Source organism: Propioniciclava sp. LT432 (assembly GCF_059515965.1).
Map to the genome: position 1 here is coordinate 1 of NZ_JCAKNE010000047.1, position 17,904 is coordinate 17,904.

Annotated in this window: 27 protein-coding genes; 19 read left to right on the forward strand and 8 right to left on the reverse strand. The window is 68.8% G+C overall.

Annotation, left to right across the window (positions count from 1 at the left end; all coding sequences use genetic code 11):
* Window positions 1-100 precede the first annotated feature (100 nt).
* Window positions 101-1,291: an integrase catalytic domain-containing protein gene (locus AC5YDV_RS18535; protein WP_496182577.1), complete on the reverse strand. Its 1,191-nt coding sequence runs from the start codon at window positions 1,289-1,291 to the stop codon at window positions 101-103.
* 210 nt (window positions 1,292-1,501) lie between these two features.
* Between AC5YDV_RS18535 and AC5YDV_RS18540 the strand changes: the two genes are divergently transcribed.
* Together AC5YDV_RS18540 and AC5YDV_RS18545 are read left to right on the forward strand one after the other, a co-directional pair.
* Complete coding sequence (locus AC5YDV_RS18540; protein ID WP_496185128.1) at window positions 1,502-2,419, forward strand: DUF7064 domain-containing protein; 918 nt, start codon at window positions 1,502-1,504, stop codon at window positions 2,417-2,419.
* A complete protein-coding gene (locus tag AC5YDV_RS18545; RefSeq protein WP_496185130.1) occupies window positions 2,419-4,017 on the forward strand; it encodes a phytoene desaturase family protein in 1,599 nt (532 codons plus the stop codon). Before AC5YDV_RS18540 ends, AC5YDV_RS18545 begins: the two co-directional genes overlap by 1 nt.
* On the opposite strand, the gene AC5YDV_RS18550 is transcribed toward AC5YDV_RS18545, so the two are convergent.
* Window positions 4,018-4,515, reverse strand: coding sequence for a hypothetical protein (locus AC5YDV_RS18550; RefSeq protein WP_496185127.1), 498 nt, complete (start codon window positions 4,513-4,515; stop codon window positions 4,018-4,020).
* A gap of 111 nt (window positions 4,516-4,626) precedes the next feature.
* Between AC5YDV_RS18550 and AC5YDV_RS18555 the strand changes: the two genes are divergently transcribed.
* Genes AC5YDV_RS18555 through AC5YDV_RS18565 form a run of 3 tightly spaced genes read left to right on the forward strand, consistent with a single transcriptional unit; the run spans window position 4,627 to window position 6,718 of the window.
* On the forward strand, window positions 4,627-5,394 hold the full coding sequence (locus AC5YDV_RS18555) for an alpha/beta fold hydrolase (protein ID WP_496185126.1): 768 nt from the start codon (window positions 4,627-4,629) through the stop codon (window positions 5,392-5,394).
* Window positions 5,358-6,077 carry an esterase/lipase family protein gene (locus tag AC5YDV_RS18560; RefSeq protein WP_496185125.1) on the forward strand — a complete coding sequence of 240 codons (720 nt, stop codon included), beginning with the start codon at window positions 5,358-5,360 and terminating at the stop codon, window positions 6,075-6,077. The genes AC5YDV_RS18555 and AC5YDV_RS18560 overlap by 37 nt, the downstream gene beginning before the upstream one ends.
* A 59-nt stretch (window positions 6,078-6,136) precedes the next feature.
* Window positions 6,137-6,718, forward strand: coding sequence for an SOUL family heme-binding protein (locus AC5YDV_RS18565; protein ID WP_496185124.1), 582 nt, complete (start codon window positions 6,137-6,139; stop codon window positions 6,716-6,718).
* Between the two features lie 5 nt (window positions 6,719-6,723).
* Here the strand turns inward: AC5YDV_RS18565 and AC5YDV_RS18570 are convergent, their stop codons facing one another.
* A complete protein-coding gene (locus AC5YDV_RS18570; RefSeq protein ID WP_496185123.1) occupies window positions 6,724-7,083 on the reverse strand; it encodes a metalloregulator ArsR/SmtB family transcription factor in 360 nt (119 codons plus the stop codon).
* A gap of 67 nt (window positions 7,084-7,150) precedes the next feature.
* Here AC5YDV_RS18570 and AC5YDV_RS18575 point away from each other — a divergent pair, with 67 nt between their 5' ends.
* The 11 genes from AC5YDV_RS18575 to AC5YDV_RS18625 all read left to right on the forward strand — a co-directional run bounded on the left by AC5YDV_RS18575 (window position 7,151) and on the right by AC5YDV_RS18625 (window position 13,248).
* The gene (locus AC5YDV_RS18575) at window positions 7,151-8,128 is read left to right on the forward strand and encodes a permease (RefSeq protein WP_496192554.1); all 978 of its coding nucleotides are present in this window, start codon (window positions 7,151-7,153) and stop codon (window positions 8,126-8,128) included.
* 121 nt (window positions 8,129-8,249) lie between these two features.
* The gene (locus AC5YDV_RS18580) at window positions 8,250-8,828 is read left to right on the forward strand and encodes an alpha-ketoglutarate-dependent dioxygenase AlkB (RefSeq protein ID WP_496185129.1); all 579 of its coding nucleotides are present in this window, start codon (window positions 8,250-8,252) and stop codon (window positions 8,826-8,828) included.
* Between the two features lie 138 nt (window positions 8,829-8,966).
* Window positions 8,967-9,299 carry a TraR/DksA family transcriptional regulator gene (locus AC5YDV_RS18585; protein WP_496185121.1) on the forward strand — a complete coding sequence of 111 codons (333 nt, stop codon included), beginning with the start codon at window positions 8,967-8,969 and terminating at the stop codon, window positions 9,297-9,299.
* Window positions 9,300-9,366: 67 nt separating this feature from the next.
* Window positions 9,367-10,047 carry an SDR family NAD(P)-dependent oxidoreductase gene (locus AC5YDV_RS18590; RefSeq protein WP_496192555.1) on the forward strand — a complete coding sequence of 227 codons (681 nt, stop codon included), beginning with the start codon at window positions 9,367-9,369 and terminating at the stop codon, window positions 10,045-10,047.
* Between the two features lie 173 nt (window positions 10,048-10,220).
* Window positions 10,221-10,685, forward strand: coding sequence for a DUF2703 domain-containing protein (locus AC5YDV_RS18595; protein ID WP_496185119.1), 465 nt, complete (start codon window positions 10,221-10,223; stop codon window positions 10,683-10,685).
* Window positions 10,686-10,756: 71 nt separating this feature from the next.
* Window positions 10,757-10,981 carry a hypothetical protein gene (locus AC5YDV_RS18600; RefSeq protein WP_496185118.1) on the forward strand — a complete coding sequence of 75 codons (225 nt, stop codon included), beginning with the start codon at window positions 10,757-10,759 and terminating at the stop codon, window positions 10,979-10,981.
* Window positions 10,982-11,161: 180 nt separating this feature from the next.
* The gene (locus AC5YDV_RS18605) at window positions 11,162-11,650 is read left to right on the forward strand and encodes a class I SAM-dependent methyltransferase (RefSeq protein WP_496185176.1); all 489 of its coding nucleotides are present in this window, start codon (window positions 11,162-11,164) and stop codon (window positions 11,648-11,650) included.
* A gap of 269 nt (window positions 11,651-11,919) precedes the next feature.
* Window positions 11,920-12,123 carry a CopG family transcriptional regulator gene (locus tag AC5YDV_RS18610; protein ID WP_496185175.1) on the forward strand — a complete coding sequence of 68 codons (204 nt, stop codon included), beginning with the start codon at window positions 11,920-11,922 and terminating at the stop codon, window positions 12,121-12,123.
* Between the two features lie 93 nt (window positions 12,124-12,216).
* Window positions 12,217-12,471 (forward strand): type II toxin-antitoxin system death-on-curing family toxin, encoded by a 255-nt coding sequence (locus tag AC5YDV_RS18615; RefSeq protein WP_496185174.1) that lies wholly within the window; start codon window positions 12,217-12,219, stop codon window positions 12,469-12,471.
* Between the two features lie 127 nt (window positions 12,472-12,598).
* On the forward strand, window positions 12,599-12,847 hold the full coding sequence (locus AC5YDV_RS18620) for a type II toxin-antitoxin system Phd/YefM family antitoxin (RefSeq protein ID WP_496185173.1): 249 nt from the start codon (window positions 12,599-12,601) through the stop codon (window positions 12,845-12,847).
* Window positions 12,844-13,248, forward strand: coding sequence for a type II toxin-antitoxin system VapC family toxin (locus tag AC5YDV_RS18625; RefSeq protein WP_496185172.1), 405 nt, complete (start codon window positions 12,844-12,846; stop codon window positions 13,246-13,248). Before AC5YDV_RS18620 ends, AC5YDV_RS18625 begins: the two co-directional genes overlap by 4 nt.
* A gap of 107 nt (window positions 13,249-13,355) precedes the next feature.
* Here AC5YDV_RS18625 and AC5YDV_RS18630 read toward each other — a convergent pair whose 3' ends face one another.
* From AC5YDV_RS18630 to AC5YDV_RS18640, 3 genes are all read right to left on the reverse strand, one after another.
* Window positions 13,356-13,601 (reverse strand): DUF6290 family protein, encoded by a 246-nt coding sequence (locus AC5YDV_RS18630; protein WP_496185171.1) that lies wholly within the window; start codon window positions 13,599-13,601, stop codon window positions 13,356-13,358.
* Window positions 13,585-13,908, reverse strand: coding sequence for a hypothetical protein (locus AC5YDV_RS18635; protein ID WP_496185170.1), 324 nt, complete (start codon window positions 13,906-13,908; stop codon window positions 13,585-13,587). The genes AC5YDV_RS18630 and AC5YDV_RS18635 overlap by 17 nt, the downstream gene beginning before the upstream one ends.
* 94 nt (window positions 13,909-14,002) lie before the next feature.
* Entirely contained in the window at window positions 14,003-14,413 is a 411-nt protein-coding gene (locus AC5YDV_RS18640) for an NUDIX hydrolase (protein WP_496192557.1), read from the reverse strand.
* 139 nt (window positions 14,414-14,552) lie between these two features.
* Between AC5YDV_RS18640 and AC5YDV_RS18645 the strand changes: the two genes are divergently transcribed.
* Together AC5YDV_RS18645 and AC5YDV_RS18650 are read left to right on the forward strand one after the other, a co-directional pair.
* Entirely contained in the window at window positions 14,553-14,792 is a 240-nt protein-coding gene (locus AC5YDV_RS18645) for a ribbon-helix-helix domain-containing protein (RefSeq protein WP_496185168.1), read from the forward strand.
* Entirely contained in the window at window positions 14,779-15,126 is a 348-nt protein-coding gene (locus tag AC5YDV_RS18650) for a type II toxin-antitoxin system PemK/MazF family toxin (RefSeq protein ID WP_496192556.1), read from the forward strand. The genes AC5YDV_RS18645 and AC5YDV_RS18650 overlap by 14 nt, the downstream gene beginning before the upstream one ends.
* A 279-nt stretch (window positions 15,127-15,405) precedes the next feature.
* Here the strand turns inward: AC5YDV_RS18650 and AC5YDV_RS18655 are convergent, their stop codons facing one another.
* Window positions 15,406-15,900 carry a hypothetical protein gene (locus AC5YDV_RS18655; protein WP_496185166.1) on the reverse strand — a complete coding sequence of 165 codons (495 nt, stop codon included), beginning with the start codon at window positions 15,898-15,900 and terminating at the stop codon, window positions 15,406-15,408.
* A gap of 152 nt (window positions 15,901-16,052) precedes the next feature.
* Here AC5YDV_RS18655 and AC5YDV_RS18660 point away from each other — a divergent pair, with 152 nt between their 5' ends.
* Window positions 16,053-16,274 (forward strand): hypothetical protein, encoded by a 222-nt coding sequence (locus AC5YDV_RS18660; protein WP_496185165.1) that lies wholly within the window; start codon window positions 16,053-16,055, stop codon window positions 16,272-16,274.
* 213 nt (window positions 16,275-16,487) lie between these two features.
* On the opposite strand, the gene AC5YDV_RS18665 is transcribed toward AC5YDV_RS18660, so the two are convergent.
* Window positions 16,488-17,780 carry an ISL3 family transposase gene (locus AC5YDV_RS18665; RefSeq protein WP_496185164.1) on the reverse strand — a complete coding sequence of 431 codons (1,293 nt, stop codon included), beginning with the start codon at window positions 17,778-17,780 and terminating at the stop codon, window positions 16,488-16,490.
* Window positions 17,781-17,904 lie beyond the last annotated feature (124 nt).

Sequence of the window (17,904 nt, forward strand, 5' to 3'; positions counted from 1 at the left end):
CCGTGATGCCTCATGTCAATACCTCCGGATGGATTAGGTCGTTGCCTCACCTGTGACCTCCGGTTCGGCAGGAGTCGTTGCCTCACGTGTCTCCTCCGGTTCAGCCGGTCGCGGCACGGCGTTGCCGGGCGGTACGGCCCTTGGCCTGGGCGAGGGCTTCGAGGCGTCCGGTGTGGTGGAGGATCTCGCGTTGCAGGGCACCGAGGCGAAGCTTCTTGAACCGGGCGTTCATCGTGATCACGGGCCGTTTCCGGGTCGCGGGGTGGGCGAGGGCACGCTGGTGCGGGGTGGCGGCCTGGTGGTACTTCTTGACGACCTTGGCGCCGTCGCGGTGCTTGGAGGCCAGCTTCAGGCTGGGCAGGAAGTAGTTCGCGAACGCGTCATCCAACGCCCAGATCCGGTTCAGCAGCTCGAGCTCGGCGTCGGTGTCGTACCGGTAGTAGCCGACCAACTCCCGCACCCGGGCCCAGTTCTTCTGCTCCACGTAACAGCCGTCGTTCTTCTTCCCCGCCCGCCCGCGCGTGAACGTGATCTTGCGGGTCTCGCAGTAGTGCAGGAAGTGGTGGTTGATGAACTCCGACCCGTTGTCGGAATCGATCCCCACGATCGGGAACGGGAACATCCCGGCGGCGTGGTCGATGGCCTCGATCACCCACCGACGGGCCCGGTTCGGCACCGACCGGTTCACCGTCCACCCCGTCGCCACATCGGTCATCGTCAACGTGTAGCAGTACTCACCCGAGGCCACCCCACCGTCGTGGGCGACCAGGTCGATCTCGACGAACCCCGGCGTCGCATCGTCCCAGTCAGCGAACGTGCGGATCGGGATCTGGTGTTTCAACAACGACCCCGGCTTGGTGTGCGTCCGGCCGCGTAGCGTCATCCGCTTCCGCTCCCCGGCGAGCATCCGGTCGATCGTGGCCGCCGAGATACCGGCCAACAACTCGGCCTGGGTGTCGTCCAAGACGATCTCCCCCTCCACCCGCAGCAGGGGCACCAGCACGGGCATGAACGGCGCCAGGATCTTCCCCGCCGGCGCCCGCAACAGGGTCCAACAGCGCACCAGGGCGGGCAGCAGGTCATCGCCGTAGACCCGCGACCGCGGCTTGCGAGGCCGGACCGGTTTGACGACCAGCACCTCCCGTAACGCCGCCCGCGCATAGTCACGATGCCAGCCCGTCAACTCGACCAACTCGTCCAGGATCCGCGACTTCCCGGCCCGGTCCGCCCCCTTGTAGGCCAACGCCTTCTTCACCGTGACAGCCCTGCGCTCGCTCAAGGTCAGCTCCATCCCCGGATCGTTCAGGCGGAGACCCTTACGCGAGGCAACGACACCCCCGAACCGGAGAAACTCACCTGAGGCAACGACCCCCTCGAAGCGGAGGTCTTAGGTGAGTCAACTCGTCCCCTTGCCAAGACAGCTCGCGGTGCCCGATCATTCGTCAGCGCCGCACGGGCCGAGCGGCGCTGCCCGCGTACCGGCCCACGAGGGGGTGGCCCGGTGGACCTGGATGCCAGCGTGGTGTCGCGTGCGGACCTGTTCCGGGCTCCGCGGCACAAGGAGTGGTGGTACGTCGGCTGGGTCGACCCGTCCCGGTCGATCTACATGAGCTGCCACATCGTCCGGCTGCCGCCCGTCGACAACGTGGTGTTCACGGTGTTCGACCCTGCCGCCGCGGAGCCCGTCGTCCGGGCGCGGAAGCTCTGGGTCAGCGCACCCACGACGCAGGACCGGACCGATCTGCGGCACGGCGGGTCCGGAGCCCGCCGGGTGTCCTACGAGGGCTCGTTCGAGAGCGGGTGGCGGCTGCGCCTGGCCGACCGCGGGGTCGAGGTCGACGTGGCCATCCAGCCCACCGCGCCCGCCTTCGTCAAGCAGGAGGACCAGTTCGAGCACCACTACTCGATGCTGAGCACCATGCACGCCTCCGTGAACGGGACGGTGACGGTCGGCGGCCGCACCCAGGTCGTCCAGGACGGGCTGGGTTACGCCGACCACTGCTTCGGCGATGTCCCGCGCCGTACGGGGTGGCACTGGCTGGCCGTGCAGAACGAGGAACAGGGCTTCGTGTGCCTGCTGAACTACGGTCCCCACGGGCAGCGGTACAGCCAGTTCCTCCACACGAGGGCCGACGGGACGAAGGAGTGGATCCGACTGTCGCAGGAGGGTTCGTTCGAGCACGCGCCGCGACGACGCGGGCGGGCGTGGCGGCTCACGGCCTGGGACGTGGACCTGCGCATCGACGTGCTCCAGACCTCGAGGGTGCGGGAGCAACTGCCGCCCCTGCTTCCCTTCTGGGTCAACCTCACCCACGACGAGTCGTTCGTCCGGGCGTCCGGCCGGGTGCGGACCGAGCGCGGCTGGACCACCATCGAGGATGCGTACGGGGTGCTCGAGGAGCACCACGGGGTGTGGTGATGACACCTCGGACGGACGCCGTGGTCGTCGGAGCGGGCCCGAACGGGCTCGTTGCCGCCATCGCCCTGGCGGATGCGGGATGGGACGTGGTCGTCGTCGAGGCGCGACCGGAGCCGGGTGGCGCTGTCCGCAGCGCCGAGGTCGTCTGGCCGGGTTTCACGACCGACCTGTTCAGTGCCTTCTACCCCCTGGCAGCCGCGAGCCCGGTGATCCGCGGGCTGGGGTTGGACGCCCACGGCCTGCAGTGGGCGCACGCGCCGGCCGTGCTGGCCCACGCGCTCGATGACGGGCGTGCTGCCGTCCTCCACCGCGACCCGGAACACACCGCCGCCGGGCTCGACCGCTTCGCTCCCGGCGACGGGGACGCCTGGTTGGACCTGGTGCGGCAGTGGGGCACCATCCGCGACGACGTCTTGGACGCGCTGTTCCTCCCCCTGCCGCCCGTGCGGCCGGCGACCCGGCTCGCGCTGCGGCTCCGCACGTCCGGATTGCTCCGCCTGGCCCGCCTCGGCGTCACGCCGGTCCGCCGCCTGGGCGAGGAGTTGTTCGCCGGTGAGGGCGGCCGCCTCCTGCTCAGCGGGAACGCCCTGCACAGCGACCTGACCCCGGACGCCGCGGGCTCGGGCCTGTTCGGTTGGTTGCTGGCGATGCTCGGCCAGGATGTCGGCTTCCCGGTGCCGAGGACCGGTGCCGGGGCGTTGGCGTCCGCCTTGGCGTCGCGGGCACGAGCGGCCGGCGCGGAGGTGCGGTGCGGTGTCCCGGTCACGGCCGTCGAGGTCACGCACGGCCGAGCCAGCGGCGTCCGGCTTGCCGACGGCACGCTCGTGACGGCCTCGCGGGCGGTCCTGGCCGACGTCCCGGCGCCGACGCTCTACCGGGACCTGCTGCCGGACGGTGCCGTGCACCCGCGATTGCTGGCCGACCTGGCCCGCTTCCAGTGGGACAGCCCCACACTCAAGGTGAACTGGGCACTCGGTGAGCCGGTGCCCTGGATCGCCGACGGGGCGCGGGGCGCGGGCACCGTCCACCTGGGCGTCGACAACGACGGGCTCGTCGACTTCGCCGCCGATCTCTCGGTCGGACGCCGGCCCCGCCGGCCCTTCATCCTGTTCGGCCAGATGACCACCGCCGACCCGACGAGGTCCCCCGCGGGGACGGAGTCCGCCTGGGCCTACACGCACGTGCCGTTCCGCGTGGCGCACGACCGCGACGAGATGGGCGACCACGTGAGCCGCATGGAGGACGCCGTGGAGCGGGTCGCGCCCGGCTTCACCGATGCCGTCCTCGGCCGGCACGTCCAGGCGCCGTGGGATCTCGAGGCCGAGAACCCCAGCCTCGTCGACGGAGCCGTCAACGCCGGGACGGCCGGGCTCCACCAGCAGCTGGTCTTCCGCCCCACCTCAGGCCTGGGTCGGCCGGAGACTCCCATCCCCGGCCTGTACCTCGCGGGAGCGTCGGCGCACCCCGGCGGGGGCGTCCATGGGGCGTGCGGCTGGAACGCGGCCCGGGTGGCCCTGCGCGCCCACGGCCCCCTCGGCGCCGTCCGCCGGGCCCTCGCCCGTACGGCGTGGGAGCGGGTCCTGGGCCCTGAGGACTGATCACCCCCGAGCGGTCACGGGGTCTTCGCGTCCTGGCTGCGGTGCTGGCTCTGCGCGCCGGATGGCCTCGCGCGCGATGGCTTCGGGTTCGCCGGCCTTGAGGTCCAGGTCGGCGAAGTCACCTCTGAGTGCCTTGAGCGCGGTCCGCTCGACGTCGATCTCCCGCCTGGTGCGGACGCCGAGGCGACGGATCACCCAGATCGGCGGGCACCAGCCCTGGATCGCGTGCTGCAGGAGAAAGGCCGGCACCGCGACCGAGAGCCCGAGCCACTTGCGCGAGTGCACCCGCGAGAGTGCCAGGCTCACGAGCATCAGGGTCGAAGCATTCGCCTCCAGCACCCGCTCCACGTCCCATGCGCGATCGAGCCGGTCGATGTGGTCGGTGATCGTCGTTCCCGAGGCGCCCACCAGAGCCGTCACGCGCTGGATCCGCTCCTCGTCCAGACGTCGATTGATGTCGGCGTCCGTGTTCCGCCTCACGCGGTCTGTGCTCGTCATCCCAACCTCCTCATCGGTGCACTTCTCGTACCCGCGAATCGGCCGATCATGCTGACCGCACCACACCAGAAGCTGCCCAGCGATCCGTGGGCACGCTAACGTCGGCGCGTGATGAGCCTGTCAGACCCGGTCCTGCCCCGCCGGCGGTTGTACGTCGGCGAGTGGGTGGTGGACGTCCGGACGCTCGGGCCCGATCAGGGGACCCCGCTCGTGATGGTGCACGGCATCGGCGTGTCGGGCGACTACTTCCTCCCCTTCGCCCGCGTGCTGGCGCGCGACCGCCCGGTGGTCCTGCTGGACCTGCCCGGCTACGGATCGACGCCGACGCCCCCGAAACCGCTGACCATCCCGGAGTTGGTGCTCGCCGCGTCGCAGGCCCTCGCTGACCTCGGAGTCAGCGATCCGATCCTGGTCGGCCAGTCCATGGGCTGCCAGACCGTGGTCGCCATGGTCGCATCCGGACCCGAGCAGGTTGCGGGCTACATCCTGATCGGGCCCACCGTCGATCCCGCCGCCCACGGCCCCGTCCGCATGGGGCTCCGCCTCCTGAGGGACATGACGCGCGAGACGACCACCAACAACGTGGTGGTACTCCGTGACTACGCCCGCATGGGACCCGTCCGCTACCTGCGCACCACCCGCCACATGCTGGCCGACCGCATCGAGCACACCATCGCCCGATGCACGGTTCCGGGCCTCGTCGTTCGGGGCGCCCGAGACCCCATCGCTCCGCGCGCGTGGGTCCAGCAGCTCGCGCGGCTCGCTCCGGACGCCGCGAGCGCCGAGGTTCCCGGCGCGGCGCACAACGTCCAACACACGCACTCTGAGGAGCTCGCGCAGACATGTGGCCCCTTCCTCGCCCGAGTCGCGACGACCTGAACGCCTGGGCGCGCGACTACGTGTACGCCGTGCGCCGGCTCGCAGACGGACGCCTCCGTCGGTCGCTGGCCGCGGACTACCGCCGTACGGCGTCCGACGGCCCGGCAGTCGTACTGGTCCCCGGCATCTACGAGCGGTGGACGTTCATGCGTCCGGTCGCCGACATGCTCCGCGAGCGTGGCTACGACGTGCACGCCGTCGAGACGTTGCAGGACAACCGCGGGACGATCGAGGACATGGCCCGCCGGGTCGACGCGCACCTCGTCGCCGAGGGGGTGCGGCGTTGCGTGCTCGTCGCGCACAGCAAGGGGGGGCTCATCGGCAAGTACCTGCTGGCGCACCACAACGACGCGACGGTGATCCGCGGCCTGGTCGCGATCAACACGCCGTTCAACGGGTCGGTGCTCGCGAAGCTGCTGCCGCTGCCCGCCCTGCGCGTGTTCCTGCCCCACTCGCCGGAACTGGTGGAACTCACCGCGGCCGAGGAGGTCAACGCCTCCATCGTGTCCATCTTCGGGCGCTTCGACCCGCACATCCCGGGCGGTAGCCACCTGGACGGGGCCTGGAACGTCCAGCTCGAGACCCGGGGGCACTTCCTGCCGCTGGGCGATCCCCTGGTGCACGCCGCGATCCTGGAGGGGATCGAGAGTTTCGGACGGGACGCGCCCGCGGCGTCCGGCTAGCTGGCGACCTCCCGCCTGCCCGTGACCTCGGCGCTTGCCCGCGGTGGGACGCTGGTGGCATGACCGAGCAGCAGCGCTACGACGTCCTCCAGCGGTTCCCGGGCTTCGAGTTGCGCCGCTACCCGACCCACCTCGTGGCGGAGGTCGAGGTCTCCGCGTCGTTCACCAACGCCGGCAACCGTGCCTTTGGGGTGCTGGCGAGCTACATCTCTGGCAGGAACAGCACGCGCGGAAAGGTGAGCATGACCGCGCCCGTGGTGCGGGAGGAGGCGACGGCCCGGATCGCGATGACCGCCCCCGTCGTCCAGCAACGCGGGGCGCAGGACGATCGACACGTGATCGGCTTTGTCATGCCCGCCGCCTTCACCCGCGACACCCTCCCCAAGCCGACCGACCCCCGCATCACGGTGCGTGAGGTGCCCAGCCACCTGGCCGCGGCCGGGACCTTCACCGGGCGATGGACCGAACGGATCTACCAGACCGAGCTGGCCGATCTCCGCAGCGCCGTGGAGCAGGCGGGCCTCCAGGTCACCGGTCCCCCGCGGTTCGCCCGCTTCGACCCCCCGTGGACGCCGTGGTTCCTGCGTCGCAACGAGGTCGTCCTGCCGGTGGCCGGCGACACCGTGGAATCGGGAGCCTGAGCGGCTCAGCCGGGATCCGGGTCGAGCAGTTGGCGGATCGTCTGCACCCCGTCCGTGCTCACCGAGTACCAGGTCTGGCGGCCCAGCCGCTCGCGCTGCAGGAATCCCGCCTCGAACAGGGCACCCAGGTGGTGGGTGATCGTGGGTTGGGTGAGATCGAGCTGCTCGGCCAGCAATGCGGTGGTGGCTCGGCCGCCGTCGGCGCTCCGGATGAGGCTCAGGAGCCGGAGGCGCGCGGGATCCGCCAGCACCTTCAGGGCACGCGCCAGGACCACCGCGTCGTCGGCGTCCAGCTCAGCCTGCAGGACCGGCGAGCAGCACAAGGCGGCCACGTCGAGCCCGAGGGAGGTCGCTTGCGTACTCATAGATGCATGTCTATCATATCGAGCGTTGTCGATCAATCGATGCCCATCTATGAATGGAGTGCCCCCCGTGCAGGACCTCCTCACCCTTGCCGGCACGGTCGCCGGAGACGTCTGGGCCACGCTGGCCCACAATTGGCCCTTCCTGTTGCTCAGCACCCTCGTGGCCTCCTGGGTCCAGGTCTACGCGGACCAGGATCTGCTTGGCCTGTGGTTGCGCAAGCGCACCTGGGTCGCCATTCTGGCTGCCGTCGCCCTCGGCGCTCCGACCCCCTTCTGTTCTTGCGGTACCACCGCGGTCGTGCTGGGGGCCCTCGCCTCGTCCGTGCCGTGGGCGCCTGTCGTGGCGTTCATGGTGGCGTCGCCCCTGACCAGTCCCGCGGAGTTCGTCCTGTCGCTGGGGCTGTTCGGGCCCGCCTTCGCCGTGACCTACTTCGTCGCCGCGATCGCGGTCGGACTCCTTGGCGGAGCCGCGGCCTGGTGGCTCGAGTCCCGCGGCCTCCTCACCGGCCAGGCGCGCGTGGCCGCCACCCCCACCACACCGCAGGACGCCGGGGCCGGCACACGCAGCACCTCGGGCGCCCCCGCCGGACGCACCCTGCTCGTCGTCGAGCGACGGACGACCACCGTCGCACCCGCCAGGACGAGGCGATTCGCCGCGGCGCTGTGGGCCAACACGCGCCGGCTCAGCGTCTACTTCGTGGCGTTTGCGACGCTCGGCTACCTGATCATCCGCCTCGTCCCCACGGGCGTGATGACCGACTGGCTCGGACAGGGGAACCCGGTCTGGTCGGTCCCCCTCGCCGCCCTCCTCGGCGTGCCGGTCTACCTCAACACGGACGCCTCCCTCCCCTTGGTCGCCGGGCTCGTCGACGGCGGCATGAGTCCGGGGGCCGCCCTGGCCTTCCTGATCACCGGCTCGGGGACCAGCGTCGGCAGCATCACGGGCATGCTCGTCATCGCGCGGGGGCGGATCGTCGCCCTGGTCGTCGCGACCCTGTTCCTCACCGCCCTCGCGACCGGGTGGGTCGCCGCTCTCTGGCTGTGAGCCGCCCGCGTCAGGAGCCACCAACGGGGTAGGAGGGGGGCGTGAACGGAGATCAGCTCGACCAGGCCTGCCCGCCGACGTCCCCCGCGGCGTCCGTTGGCCGTTGGAGTGCGCCGTGAGCATGCGCGGCATCCCTGACGTGCCGGCGGGACTGCGTTACATCGCCGGATTCCTCAGCGCGGACGAGCAGTCCGACCTGGAGCGCCGCCTGCTGGACCTGGACTACCGCGAGGTCCGGATGCACGGGCAGGTCGCCCGCCGCACTGTGCACCACTGGGGCGTCGGCTACGACTTCGAGAGCCGCACCCTCTCCCCCGGCGCTCCCCTGCCCCCGTGGCTGTTGCCCCTCCGGGACCGTGCCGCGGGCCTCCTCGACCTCGATCCCGAGGCACTCGTCGAGGCCCTCGCCACCCACTACCCACCGGGCGCCACGATCGGGTGGCACCGGGACGCCCCCGCGTTCGGCCTCGTGGTGGGCATCTCCTTCGGTTCGCCCTGCTTCCTGCGCTTCCAACTGGGCACGGGCAGGGAGCGCCGCGTCCACGAGCAGGTCGTCCAGCCCGGCTCCGCCTACGTCCTGTCCGGCCCGGCCCGGACGCGCTGGCAGCACAGCATCCCGCCGGTCCCGGAGCGGCGCTGGTCCATCACGTTCCGAACGATTCGGCGCGGCTGGGTTGGTGCTCCTGATCAGTCGGGTTGAGTCGGCGTCCACGTCCTCGGGCAGAGGCGCGAATCAACGCCTGGGGTAAATCGTCGGGGCCGGTCAGACGGGTCAGCAGGACGTCGCGGGCCAGCACGGAACCGACCCCGGGCTGCCCGGCCGCGGCATGATGGGTTGATGACGAATCTTGACCTGACGGAGGTGCGGGCGGAACTCGACGCGAAGGAAGCCGACCTGCGGCGTTCCATCGAGCGGCTGACGACGCCAACCGCCGACGGTGCAACGATCGGGTTCGGCAAGCGCATCGGGGAGGGCACGACTCAGGCCATCCAGCAGATGGCGGACGCCTCGTCCGCGCAGACGCTCCAGTCCACCCTCGACGCCGTGCTGCGCGCCCAGGCGAAGCTCGCCGACGGCACCTACGGAGAGTGCGATGTCTGCGGTGAGGCGATCGACGAGGACCGGCTCGAATTCCGCCCCTGGTCCACGCGCTGCATCGAACACGCGTGACCCCGGACTGCCACTTCTGCCGGCCGCGCGTCCGCCGCAAGCGGTGACAACGCTTATGCTCCCGCGCATGGACTTGGATCTGAGTGGGCGCGTGGTACTGGTGGTGGGCGGGTCAGGCCTGATCGGGCGCAGGGTCGTTGAACGGCTGAGCGACGAGGGTGCCACGGTCGTCCCCGCCTCACGACACGCCACGGACGGCCTCACCGTGGATGCCACCGACGGGCAGTCCGTCGCACGGGCACTCGCCGCGGTGGTGGAGCAACATGGCAGTCTGGACGCCGTCGTTGTCGCCGCGGCGCCCAGCGCCCAGACCCTGGATGCCTCGCGCCATGCTGATCCCGAGCAAGTCCTGTCGGCCATCGACGCGAAGGCCATGGCCTTCCTTCGCGTCGCGAACGCGGCATTGCCGATCATGACAGCGGCCGGTTACGGGCGCATCGTGGGCGTGAGTGGCCAGAATGCGTTCGTCACGGGGAACGTGACCGGGTCGGTGCGCAACGCTGCGTTGATCGTCGCGGCCAAGAACCTGGCTGATGCTGCCGCCGGCTCGGGCGTCACGGTGAACGTCGTGAATCCCGGGATGGTGTCCCTGTCGCCCTCAGCGGAGGTCGCGCCGGGCCGCGGCGGGGAGTCGAGCCCCGATCAGATCGCGGATCTCATCGCGTTTCTGGTGTCGCCTCGGACTGGAGCGATCTCGGGTGAGTCGATCGCCGTCGGCCACCGCGTGCATGGAGCCATCTCTCTGTGATCTCCCCTGCGCACCCTGTCCGCTGCTTGGGCCGAGACTGCGCCCAGGAAGCAGCTGATGTTCGTGCATGGCATGGTGTTGCGGCTTAGCCTTGGTATGGGGCGGATCCTGACCAAGCCCTGGTTGTCCTCACCGCCGACGCGCGCGGGCACCATCTTCGCGAAGGAGCAGACATGAAGGAGATCACGCTCCAGTGGCAGCGCCTGGTGGAGGGCGGCCAGACCTGTCCCCGCTGCAGCGACACCGGAGAAGCGGTCCAGCAGGCCGCGCAGACGTTGAGGTGCACCTTGGCGACGCTGGGCATTGGCCTGCGGCTCGAAGTGGGGGAACTCGCCGCCGATGAGTTCGCGCAGGCGCCGTTGGAATCCAACCGAATCCTCCTCCAGGGACGAGCTCTGGAGGACTGGATCGGCGCTGAGGCCGGCCAGAGCCCCTGTTGCGAGGTGTGCGGTCCGAACGACTGCCGAACCGTCACCGTGGAAGGCACCACTTACGAGGCGATCCCGGCAGAGCTGATCATCCGGGCCGGTCTGCTGGCCGCGAGCTCCCTGCTGTCGGAACCCGAGGCTCCGCAAGCGTGCTGCAGCCCGCGTGTTGAGATACCGGTCGTTCAGGCCACGGGTGGGGCGTGCTGCTGAAGGCGGCTCTGTATCTGGTGTCGGGACGCCAAGCGTGAACAGACTCCCCGCGTCATACGTCGGTGCCACTCATGGGGGCCGTTCTGATGGTCTGCACCGCCGAGGTCGCCACCGCCTGGCTGTTGTGGAAGCACCCACGCACCGGCGCGAAGGTCTCACCCGCGCTGCTTCCCGCCGAACTCCTCTTCTGGACCGGGTTCGCCCTTCCCTTTGGGCCTCCCCTCGGGGTGGCCCGAACCGTCAGCATCCTCGTGGCGCACAAGAAGGAACGCGCGACCACCACGCCTCGAACGTAGCCATCGGTCGACGATCTCGACACACCCACCAGCAGCATGATCGAAGTTTGTTGCGGTCGGCGCCCAGGCGCTCCACGCTGGGTTTTGGACCGTCGACGATTGCGCACTGGGCACGTCGATCGGTCAGGATGGTCCGGAGGCGCCGAGCACGATGGAGTGCAGCGGGGAGCGGTGGACTCAATGAGAGCTGGCATTGTTCGGGTCGCGACAGCAGCGCTGGCGCTACTGGTGGCCCTGGTGGGTCTGCACACGCTCGTCCGGATCGTCCGGCACTTCGTGAAGTTTCCGGTTCCGGAGGTTCTCGCTGATCTGATCGACAATCCGTTGCGACGTCGCATCCAACCACCCGACCTCCTGACGCAGCGGCACGGCGTCCGCGCCGGCATGACGGTTCTGGACGTCGGGCCGGGCAACGGCCGGTACACCCTCGCCGCGGCACGCGCGGTCGGGCCGTCCGGCCGAGTCCACGCGATCGACCTCGAACCCCGGATGATCGACCGCGTGCGTCAGCGGGCCGCCAAGGACGGCGTCACCAACGTCGAGGGCCGGGTGGCGGACGTGTACGCGTTGCCCTATCCCGACGACTTCTTCGACGTGGTGTACCTCATCACCGTGACCGGTGAGATCCCGCAACCGGTCCGCATGTCACCGAATGCCGGCCGGTCCTGAAACCGGCAGGCACTCTGGGGATCAGCGAACTCCTCAGCGACCCCGACTACCCGCTCCGCCGCACGGTCACCGCCTGGGCCAGAGCTGCCGGCTTTCGCCCGCCGGCCAGCCATGGCACCTTTCTCTCCTACACGCTGACCTTCAAGCCCCGATCCAACCGGCCCTGTCCGGGATTGCCAGCGAAAGTCTCGCCCGCGCGCGACTTCGGCCCCACTCAATGTCTTGGTGGGCGGCATGAGCGATTGATACCAACGTGGCACCATGCGGTCATGGCCATGACGTTGCGACTGGAGCCCGAGGACGAGAAGGCACTTGCGCTCCTCGCGGAGGCTGAGGGTGTGAGCAAGCAGGAGGCGACGGTGCGCGCGATCCGTGAGGCCGCTGCCCGCCACGTCCGCGAGGACAAGGTCCGCCGCTTGTCCGCGACCGCACGTGATCGTTACGCCGATCTGCTCGACCGTCTCGGCCAGTGACCGAATACCTCACCCTCGAGGACGCCTTGGCGCTCGTCGCCGACCCGGCGTGGGACCGATCCGGGACATCGGACTCCTCGACTCGGCCGACACGTGACGGTGTTCGGCCGCGACGCCTACCCCGATCTGGACGCCAAAGCCGCAGTTCTTCTGGAGTCGCTCGTGAGGAACAACGCGCTGGTGAATGGGAACAACCGTCTGGGGTGGCTTGCTGTGGTCGTGTTCTACGGCCTCAACGATGTCACCTTGGACGCACCCGACGACGACGCCTACGACCTGGTGATCGCGCTCGCGTCAGGGAGCATTGACCACACGGACGCCGCCGCCAAGCTTGCCAGCTGGCACTGACTCGTGGCAGTCAAGCACCTCGGTTTGAAACGCGCAGAGTGCGGCATGTACGCGTCTGATGGTCGAGTCCGGGCCGCCGTCGACGTAGTACCGCCCCACAGGTAGCACAAGTGCTACCATGGCGTACATGAAGAGTGTCGGACTCCGGGAACTACGCCAAGACGCCTCTGACCTTGTCCGACGCGTCCAGGCCGGCGAAGAGATCACCATCACCGTCTCCGGCCGACCCAGCGCACGCCTTGTCCAAGCCCATGCCACTCAGTGGCTTTCCTGGGCCGAGGTCGCGGAGTTGTTCCGAGGTCCCGAAGACCCCAACTGGGAACAGGACCGACAACTCGTCGATGATCAACTGCGTGACCCCTGGATCGACCAGTGACCAAGCAACCTGATCCCGTCGAGCGGGCCATCCTCGACACCAGTGTCATCATCGGCGGCGACCTCGCTCCTATACCCGGTGTGCTCGCCATCAGCGCGATCACTCTGGCCGAACTCCAGTTCGGGGTGCTGGTCGCCAAGACCGCGCCGGTCCGGGCCGAACGCTTGCGCCGTCTCAGCATCGTTCAGCAACACTTCGACGCGCTGCCCGTCGACGGAGACGTCGCCATCAGCTACGGCCGATTGGCCGTCGCGGTCGTCGATGCCGGACGCCAACCGCGGCGACGCGTGATGGACTTGCTCATCGCCGCCACCGCCCACGCACACGACGCCCGTCTCTACACCCGCAACATCGACGACTTCGCCGGACTGGAAGACCTCGTCGACATCACCGCCGTCTAACTCTCAGCGCTTCGCGCGACAGCATCGCGCTGGCCGCATGACGAGCTTTCCCAACGAGTGCAGCAGGGGGCGGCACGCGCACCATCCGCGGCACGTGCGGATGTCCGTCAGGCGGTCTTCTCCTGGTTGAGTCGGTCCAGAATCCAGGAGCGGACCAGAGTGGACGCGGGCAGGTGCTTGGCGTCCGCGACCTGCTCAACTCGGGCCTGTTCCTCCTCACTCAGGCGGATCGAGTACACCTTGCTGCGGTTTGGTCGCGTCAGGCGCGCCCCCGCCGGATAGGCGGCCTCGCGCGTCTGCTCGGACTCCTCACGAAGGCGGGCAACCAGAGCCGGATCAATCGTCTTCGCCATCAGTGGTCCCCTTTCGATAGAACCTCAGGTCGGCACCGGTCGCCGGCCATGCGTTGATGCCGTGCAGGTCGCCATCGGGGTCTCGAAAGGCGATGACGACCAGCACACGGCCGGCGCCAGCCGAGAACCCGATGAAGCGCGAGGCTCCCATCCGTGACTTCGGGTCCGGCTCGAACGCCACTAGGTCGACGTCATCCATGACCTGCTGGGCCCATTCCGGCTCGATGCCCAGACCGCCTGGGTAACGGTCAGTACGCGCCCGCATGTAGCCTTCGGACTCCTCGTCCCAGTTGAGGACCTCACCCACAACCCAACCCTACCTACCTGTCGGACGATGTACTACAACGTTGCTGACGCGAGTGCTGCCCTGAGGGCGGCATGAGCGCTGCCGCAGGTTACGGTCAACGTGCTCGGGGAAGCCAACTCCTGGCGCCGGCCGGGTACAGAGGGACCTCGACGTTCGCGTCGTCAAAGGGCCGCCACACAACCGGGACAACAGCCCCGTCCGATTCGATGAGAGAGCCGCCACCGGGAGCCGGCTCGGGGTCAAGCCGGCCCGTGTACAGAAACACAATCTCGTGCCCGAGCCGACCGTTCATCTGGAAGATATTCTCGACCACCCCCAGGTGTTCGAGGTAGTCCACTGTTGCCCCGAGTTCCTCCCTCACCTCACGGAGGACAGCGTTGCGAGGGGTCTCGCCCAACTCGACGCTCCCGCCGATGAGCCGGTGGTAGCCGTCGGGGTTCTCGACTGTGGGTTGGTTGACCGAAACGGCGTGAGCCGTGCCAGCGGGGTTGGGAGCGATCAGCATCGCCTTCACCCGGATTCGAGCACGGTGAAAGGCCACCCCCCAGACCGTACAGCACTCCGAAACCGGAAGAGGCTTGCGCGCCGCTCGTGGCAGATCCGTAGAGCTACCGTGGTAGGACGTCCGGTAGTAAGCTGGTCGCATGAGTCAGGTGAAGTTGAGTGTGAGTCTCTCCGAGAGCGAGGTCGCAGCCCTGGACAAGTACGCCCACGCTGCCGGCCTGAAGTCACGCTCCGCCGCCATCCAGCAGGCGATCAGGCTACTCGGCGACCCACAACTCCAGTCCGCCTACGAAGCAGCCTGGCAGGAGTGGCAAGACTCCGGGGACGCCGACGCATGGGAGCCCGCCGCGGGCGATGGGATGGCTGATGCTCCGCGGTGAGATCCGGTTGGTCGATCTGGAACCCGCCCGCGCAGGAGAGGCGGACAAGCGTCGGCCTGCAGTCATCGTGAGCAACGACAACGCCAACGCTACCGCAGCGAGGCTGGGACGTGGCGTCGTCACCGTGGTCCCCGTGACCAGCAACATCGCAAGGGTCTACCCCTTCCAAGTCCTCCTCCCAGCTGACGAAACAGGCCTCCACGTGGATTCGAAAGCGCAAGCTGAGCAAGTTCGTTCGGTCTCGGTGGACCGCCTCGGTCCGGTCATCGGCCGGATTCCCACCCACCTGATGACCCAACTGGACGACGCCCTGCGCCTGCACCTCCACCTCTGACTACGCGCTCGAAGCGGCAGACTCCCGTTCCGCAGCGTGGAGGAGGACTCCCAGCGATCTAATGGTGCGAGTGCTCACCCGGACAACACACTCGGGGGCACGACATCCCAGCAGCGATCTGCCTCCCCACGACCAGCGGGCGCACGGTCTGCCGCAAGACCTCACAAGCGATCAGAAGCGAAGAGTGCTGACCCGCCAGCCGCTACAGGACCGAGCCTGCCAGAAGCTCGGCTAGAACCCATTAGAAGCGGACGTTCTCACCCCGCCCTTCTGGGTCTCCTACTGACGGCTCGAGCGGTTCCACACCACCTGCCCAACGAGGGCAAGGACAGCGAGGCCGCTCGTCACGTACAACGGGGCAGACCACGGTGAATGATCACCGCCGCTGACGAAGAACGTGTCGGCCATGGCCGCGGCCGGACCGAAGTTCGCCCAGAAATAGGCTAGGGCTCCCAAAGCCAACAGCACCAGGAACGGGACCCCCACCACACTGGCCCGCCCCTCGGGTCGCCTCCAGACGCCGACTAGCAGCGCGAGCGCCAGCAGGGGCCCGACCGCCAGGAAGGCAATGACCATCCAGGTAGCCATGAATTCGCCAGTCGCGGCCACGTCCGCGTAGATCTGGTCGAGACCGACGCCGGGGACTGCAGCCTGCGGATTCCACACGAGGATCTGGACCGCGGCGAGCAGCCCGTAAGCAACCACCGCCCCCGTTCCGATGAGCGCGACGGCCCTCGCGCTCGGGAGCCGCGTCGAGTTCATTGCTGGGGTCATGCCTTGCTCTTTCCCGGGACATCGGTTCGCCGTCCGGCGCTGTCGTCGACCATATGCGCCGGCCTGGCCACGGTCCGACCCGCAAGCACCAGCCGCGGCATGAGCGGATATCCGGTCGCGGCGGTTCGGCGTGCGTTCGTAGTCTCGTACTCATGCCTAGACCTGACGGATTCGAGTACGTCGAGCGCGGCGACGACGTGGTCATCATTCATCGCGGCAAGCCAGCGACGACCCTGCGAGGAGCTAAAGCAGCCGCCTTCCTCGAAGACGTCGAGCAGGAAGACCCGCAAGAGCTCATGGCGAGGCTCACGGGCAACTACCGGCGAGGGAACGAGCGACAGGCCCGCAACCACCCCCGAAACCGCGGCCGCTGAACGACCGGCCATCGACACGACCGCGTGCACACGCCCTCGGCGCGGCAAGAGCGGATGTTTGCTGTAGCGCCGATGTCGCCGCCCTCCCGTCTCGACGGAAGGCTGGGATCTCGAAAATCAGGGACACTCGGCCACACCCAGATGCTTCTCGAGAACGAGGGTCGGTTCCGCTGACCTTGTGCCGCGCGTCCGCTACCTCGAGTCCCAATGGGGCTATTCGCATTTGGCCGTGGTGCCTTGGCTGGTCAAGCGGTGTTGCCGCGCCCGGTGGGCGCTGCGGAGCAGGATACGGGCTTGGTAGTGCTCGTTGTTTCGGTAGCCGCGCCCGGTCCGTTTGATGTGTTTGATGGCGGTGTTCGCCGCTTCGGTGCGGGCGTTGGTGACCCGGCTGGTGATGAACGCCTCGATGGCGGGCCACCAGGCGTTGAGGGTGTCCCACAGCCTGGTGGTCTCGTCGGTGTCGGCGTCTTTCACCCAGCCTTCGAGCCGCTGTTTGGCGTCACGGGCTCCTTCGAGGGTGCGGCTGGCGAGGATCAGCCGCAGTCCTTCCTTGACGCCCCAGGCGGCGCCGAGTTCGCCGGTGGGGTCGTCGCTGGTGAACACCTCATCGAGCCGGTGGCGGGCCCGCTCCGAGAGGGTGTCGTAGCCGCGGAGCAGCAGGGTGCGATGTGCCCAGGCCGGGTCGACCTTCCGGCCCCGGCGCTGGTGGAGGTCCTGGACCAGGCGTTGCCGCACCCGGGTCAGGCACAGGTTCGCCAACTGGACCAGGTGGAACGGATCGACCGCGATCTTGGCGTGCGGGAGGCTGGTGGTGATCGCCTTCTTGAACGCTGCTGAGGGGTCGATCGCAACGATCTGGATTCGGTCCCGCCAGGCCTGGCTGCGGGCGTTCAGCCAGCCCTCGACGGCAGCACTGTCACGGCCGTCGACGACCCCCAGCACCTGACCGCAGGCCGTGTTGACGAGGGTCGTCATCCACGGCTCGACCCGCCGCCAGCCGCTGCTGTCGGGGTCGCGGAACCAGCGGACCCGGCGGTAGCGGTGCTCGTCGATACCCAGGTGCTTTACGTGCAGGGCGTCGACGTCGGGCAACGTGTCGACCGCGTCGTTCACCGTCTTCTGGGTGGTCCACCACGCCACCTGATGGGTCTTGGCGACCTGGGCGACCGGCTGACCCTGGTCGATGACCGCGGTCAGCAACGCCTGACGCAAGCGCGTCGTGCACCGAGCCCGTCGCGGCAACTCGCTCGTGGTCTGGGTGAACGTCCGTCGCGGGCACCCCTGCTCGGCGCACACCAACCGTGGCTTCACCACCAACACCTCCACACCGCCGGCGTGCGGGACGTCCTTGACCCGTTGCCGACACCACGCATGCACCCGCGCCGACACCACCCCGCAGTCGGGGCAGCCGCCGGCGATGGTGTCGGCCTTCACGATCACCCGCCGACCACCCAGGGGCAGGTCGATCGCGTCGATCACGTGGTAGTCAGGCAGGTTGAAAGTCACGCTCGCAGCGTCACGCTGCGAGCACATAGGCTTGATCACAGCTCGTGGTCCTTGTCCGGTTGGATGCTTCGCAACACCCATCCCAGCGCAAGGCCACGAGCCCTTGCATCAACGACCCACCACG

What these genes read in the sequence shown, in the direction of transcription:
- AC5YDV_RS18660 (WP_496185165.1), top strand. Translation starts at nt 16,053, where the DNA reads ATGCCTAGACCTGACGGATTCGAGTACGTCGAGCGCGGCGACGACGTG.
- AC5YDV_RS18645 (WP_496185168.1), top strand. Translation starts at nt 14,553, where the DNA reads ATGAGTCAGGTGAAGTTGAGTGTGAGTCTCTCCGAGAGCGAGGTCGCA.
- AC5YDV_RS18605 (WP_496185176.1), top strand. Translation starts at nt 11,162, where the DNA reads ATGAGAGCTGGCATTGTTCGGGTCGCGACAGCAGCGCTGGCGCTACTG.
- AC5YDV_RS18560 (WP_496185125.1), top strand. Translation starts at nt 5,358, where the DNA reads ATGTGGCCCCTTCCTCGCCCGAGTCGCGACGACCTGAACGCCTGGGCG.
- AC5YDV_RS18630 (WP_496185171.1), bottom strand. Translation starts at nt 13,601, where the DNA reads ATGGCGAAGACGATTGATCCGGCTCTGGTTGCCCGCCTTCGTGAGGAG.
- AC5YDV_RS18620 (WP_496185173.1), top strand. Translation starts at nt 12,599, where the DNA reads ATGAAGAGTGTCGGACTCCGGGAACTACGCCAAGACGCCTCTGACCTT.
- AC5YDV_RS18580 (WP_496185129.1), top strand. Translation starts at nt 8,250, where the DNA reads ATGCGCGGCATCCCTGACGTGCCGGCGGGACTGCGTTACATCGCCGGA.
- AC5YDV_RS18600 (WP_496185118.1), top strand. Translation starts at nt 10,757, where the DNA reads ATGGGGGCCGTTCTGATGGTCTGCACCGCCGAGGTCGCCACCGCCTGG.
- AC5YDV_RS18595 (WP_496185119.1), top strand. Translation starts at nt 10,221, where the DNA reads ATGAAGGAGATCACGCTCCAGTGGCAGCGCCTGGTGGAGGGCGGCCAG.
- AC5YDV_RS18535 (WP_496182577.1), bottom strand. Translation starts at nt 1,291, where the DNA reads ATGGAGCTGACCTTGAGCGAGCGCAGGGCTGTCACGGTGAAGAAGGCG.
- AC5YDV_RS18655 (WP_496185166.1), bottom strand. Translation starts at nt 15,900, where the DNA reads ATGACCCCAGCAATGAACTCGACGCGGCTCCCGAGCGCGAGGGCCGTC.
- AC5YDV_RS18610 (WP_496185175.1), top strand. Translation starts at nt 11,920, where the DNA reads ATGGCCATGACGTTGCGACTGGAGCCCGAGGACGAGAAGGCACTTGCG.
- AC5YDV_RS18550 (WP_496185127.1), bottom strand. Translation starts at nt 4,515, where the DNA reads ATGACGAGCACAGACCGCGTGAGGCGGAACACGGACGCCGACATCAAT.
- AC5YDV_RS18640 (WP_496192557.1), bottom strand. Translation starts at nt 14,413, where the DNA reads ATGCTGATCGCTCCCAACCCCGCTGGCACGGCTCACGCCGTTTCGGTC.
- AC5YDV_RS18585 (WP_496185121.1), top strand. Translation starts at nt 8,967, where the DNA reads ATGACGAATCTTGACCTGACGGAGGTGCGGGCGGAACTCGACGCGAAG.
- AC5YDV_RS18570 (WP_496185123.1), bottom strand. Translation starts at nt 7,083, where the DNA reads ATGAGTACGCAAGCGACCTCCCTCGGGCTCGACGTGGCCGCCTTGTGC.
- AC5YDV_RS18650 (WP_496192556.1), top strand. Translation starts at nt 14,779, where the DNA reads ATGCTCCGCGGTGAGATCCGGTTGGTCGATCTGGAACCCGCCCGCGCA.
- AC5YDV_RS18545 (WP_496185130.1), top strand. Translation starts at nt 2,419, where the DNA reads ATGACACCTCGGACGGACGCCGTGGTCGTCGGAGCGGGCCCGAACGGG.
- AC5YDV_RS18590 (WP_496192555.1), top strand. Translation starts at nt 9,367, where the DNA reads ATGGACTTGGATCTGAGTGGGCGCGTGGTACTGGTGGTGGGCGGGTCA.
- AC5YDV_RS18565 (WP_496185124.1), top strand. Translation starts at nt 6,137, where the DNA reads ATGACCGAGCAGCAGCGCTACGACGTCCTCCAGCGGTTCCCGGGCTTC.
- AC5YDV_RS18555 (WP_496185126.1), top strand. Translation starts at nt 4,627, where the DNA reads ATGAGCCTGTCAGACCCGGTCCTGCCCCGCCGGCGGTTGTACGTCGGC.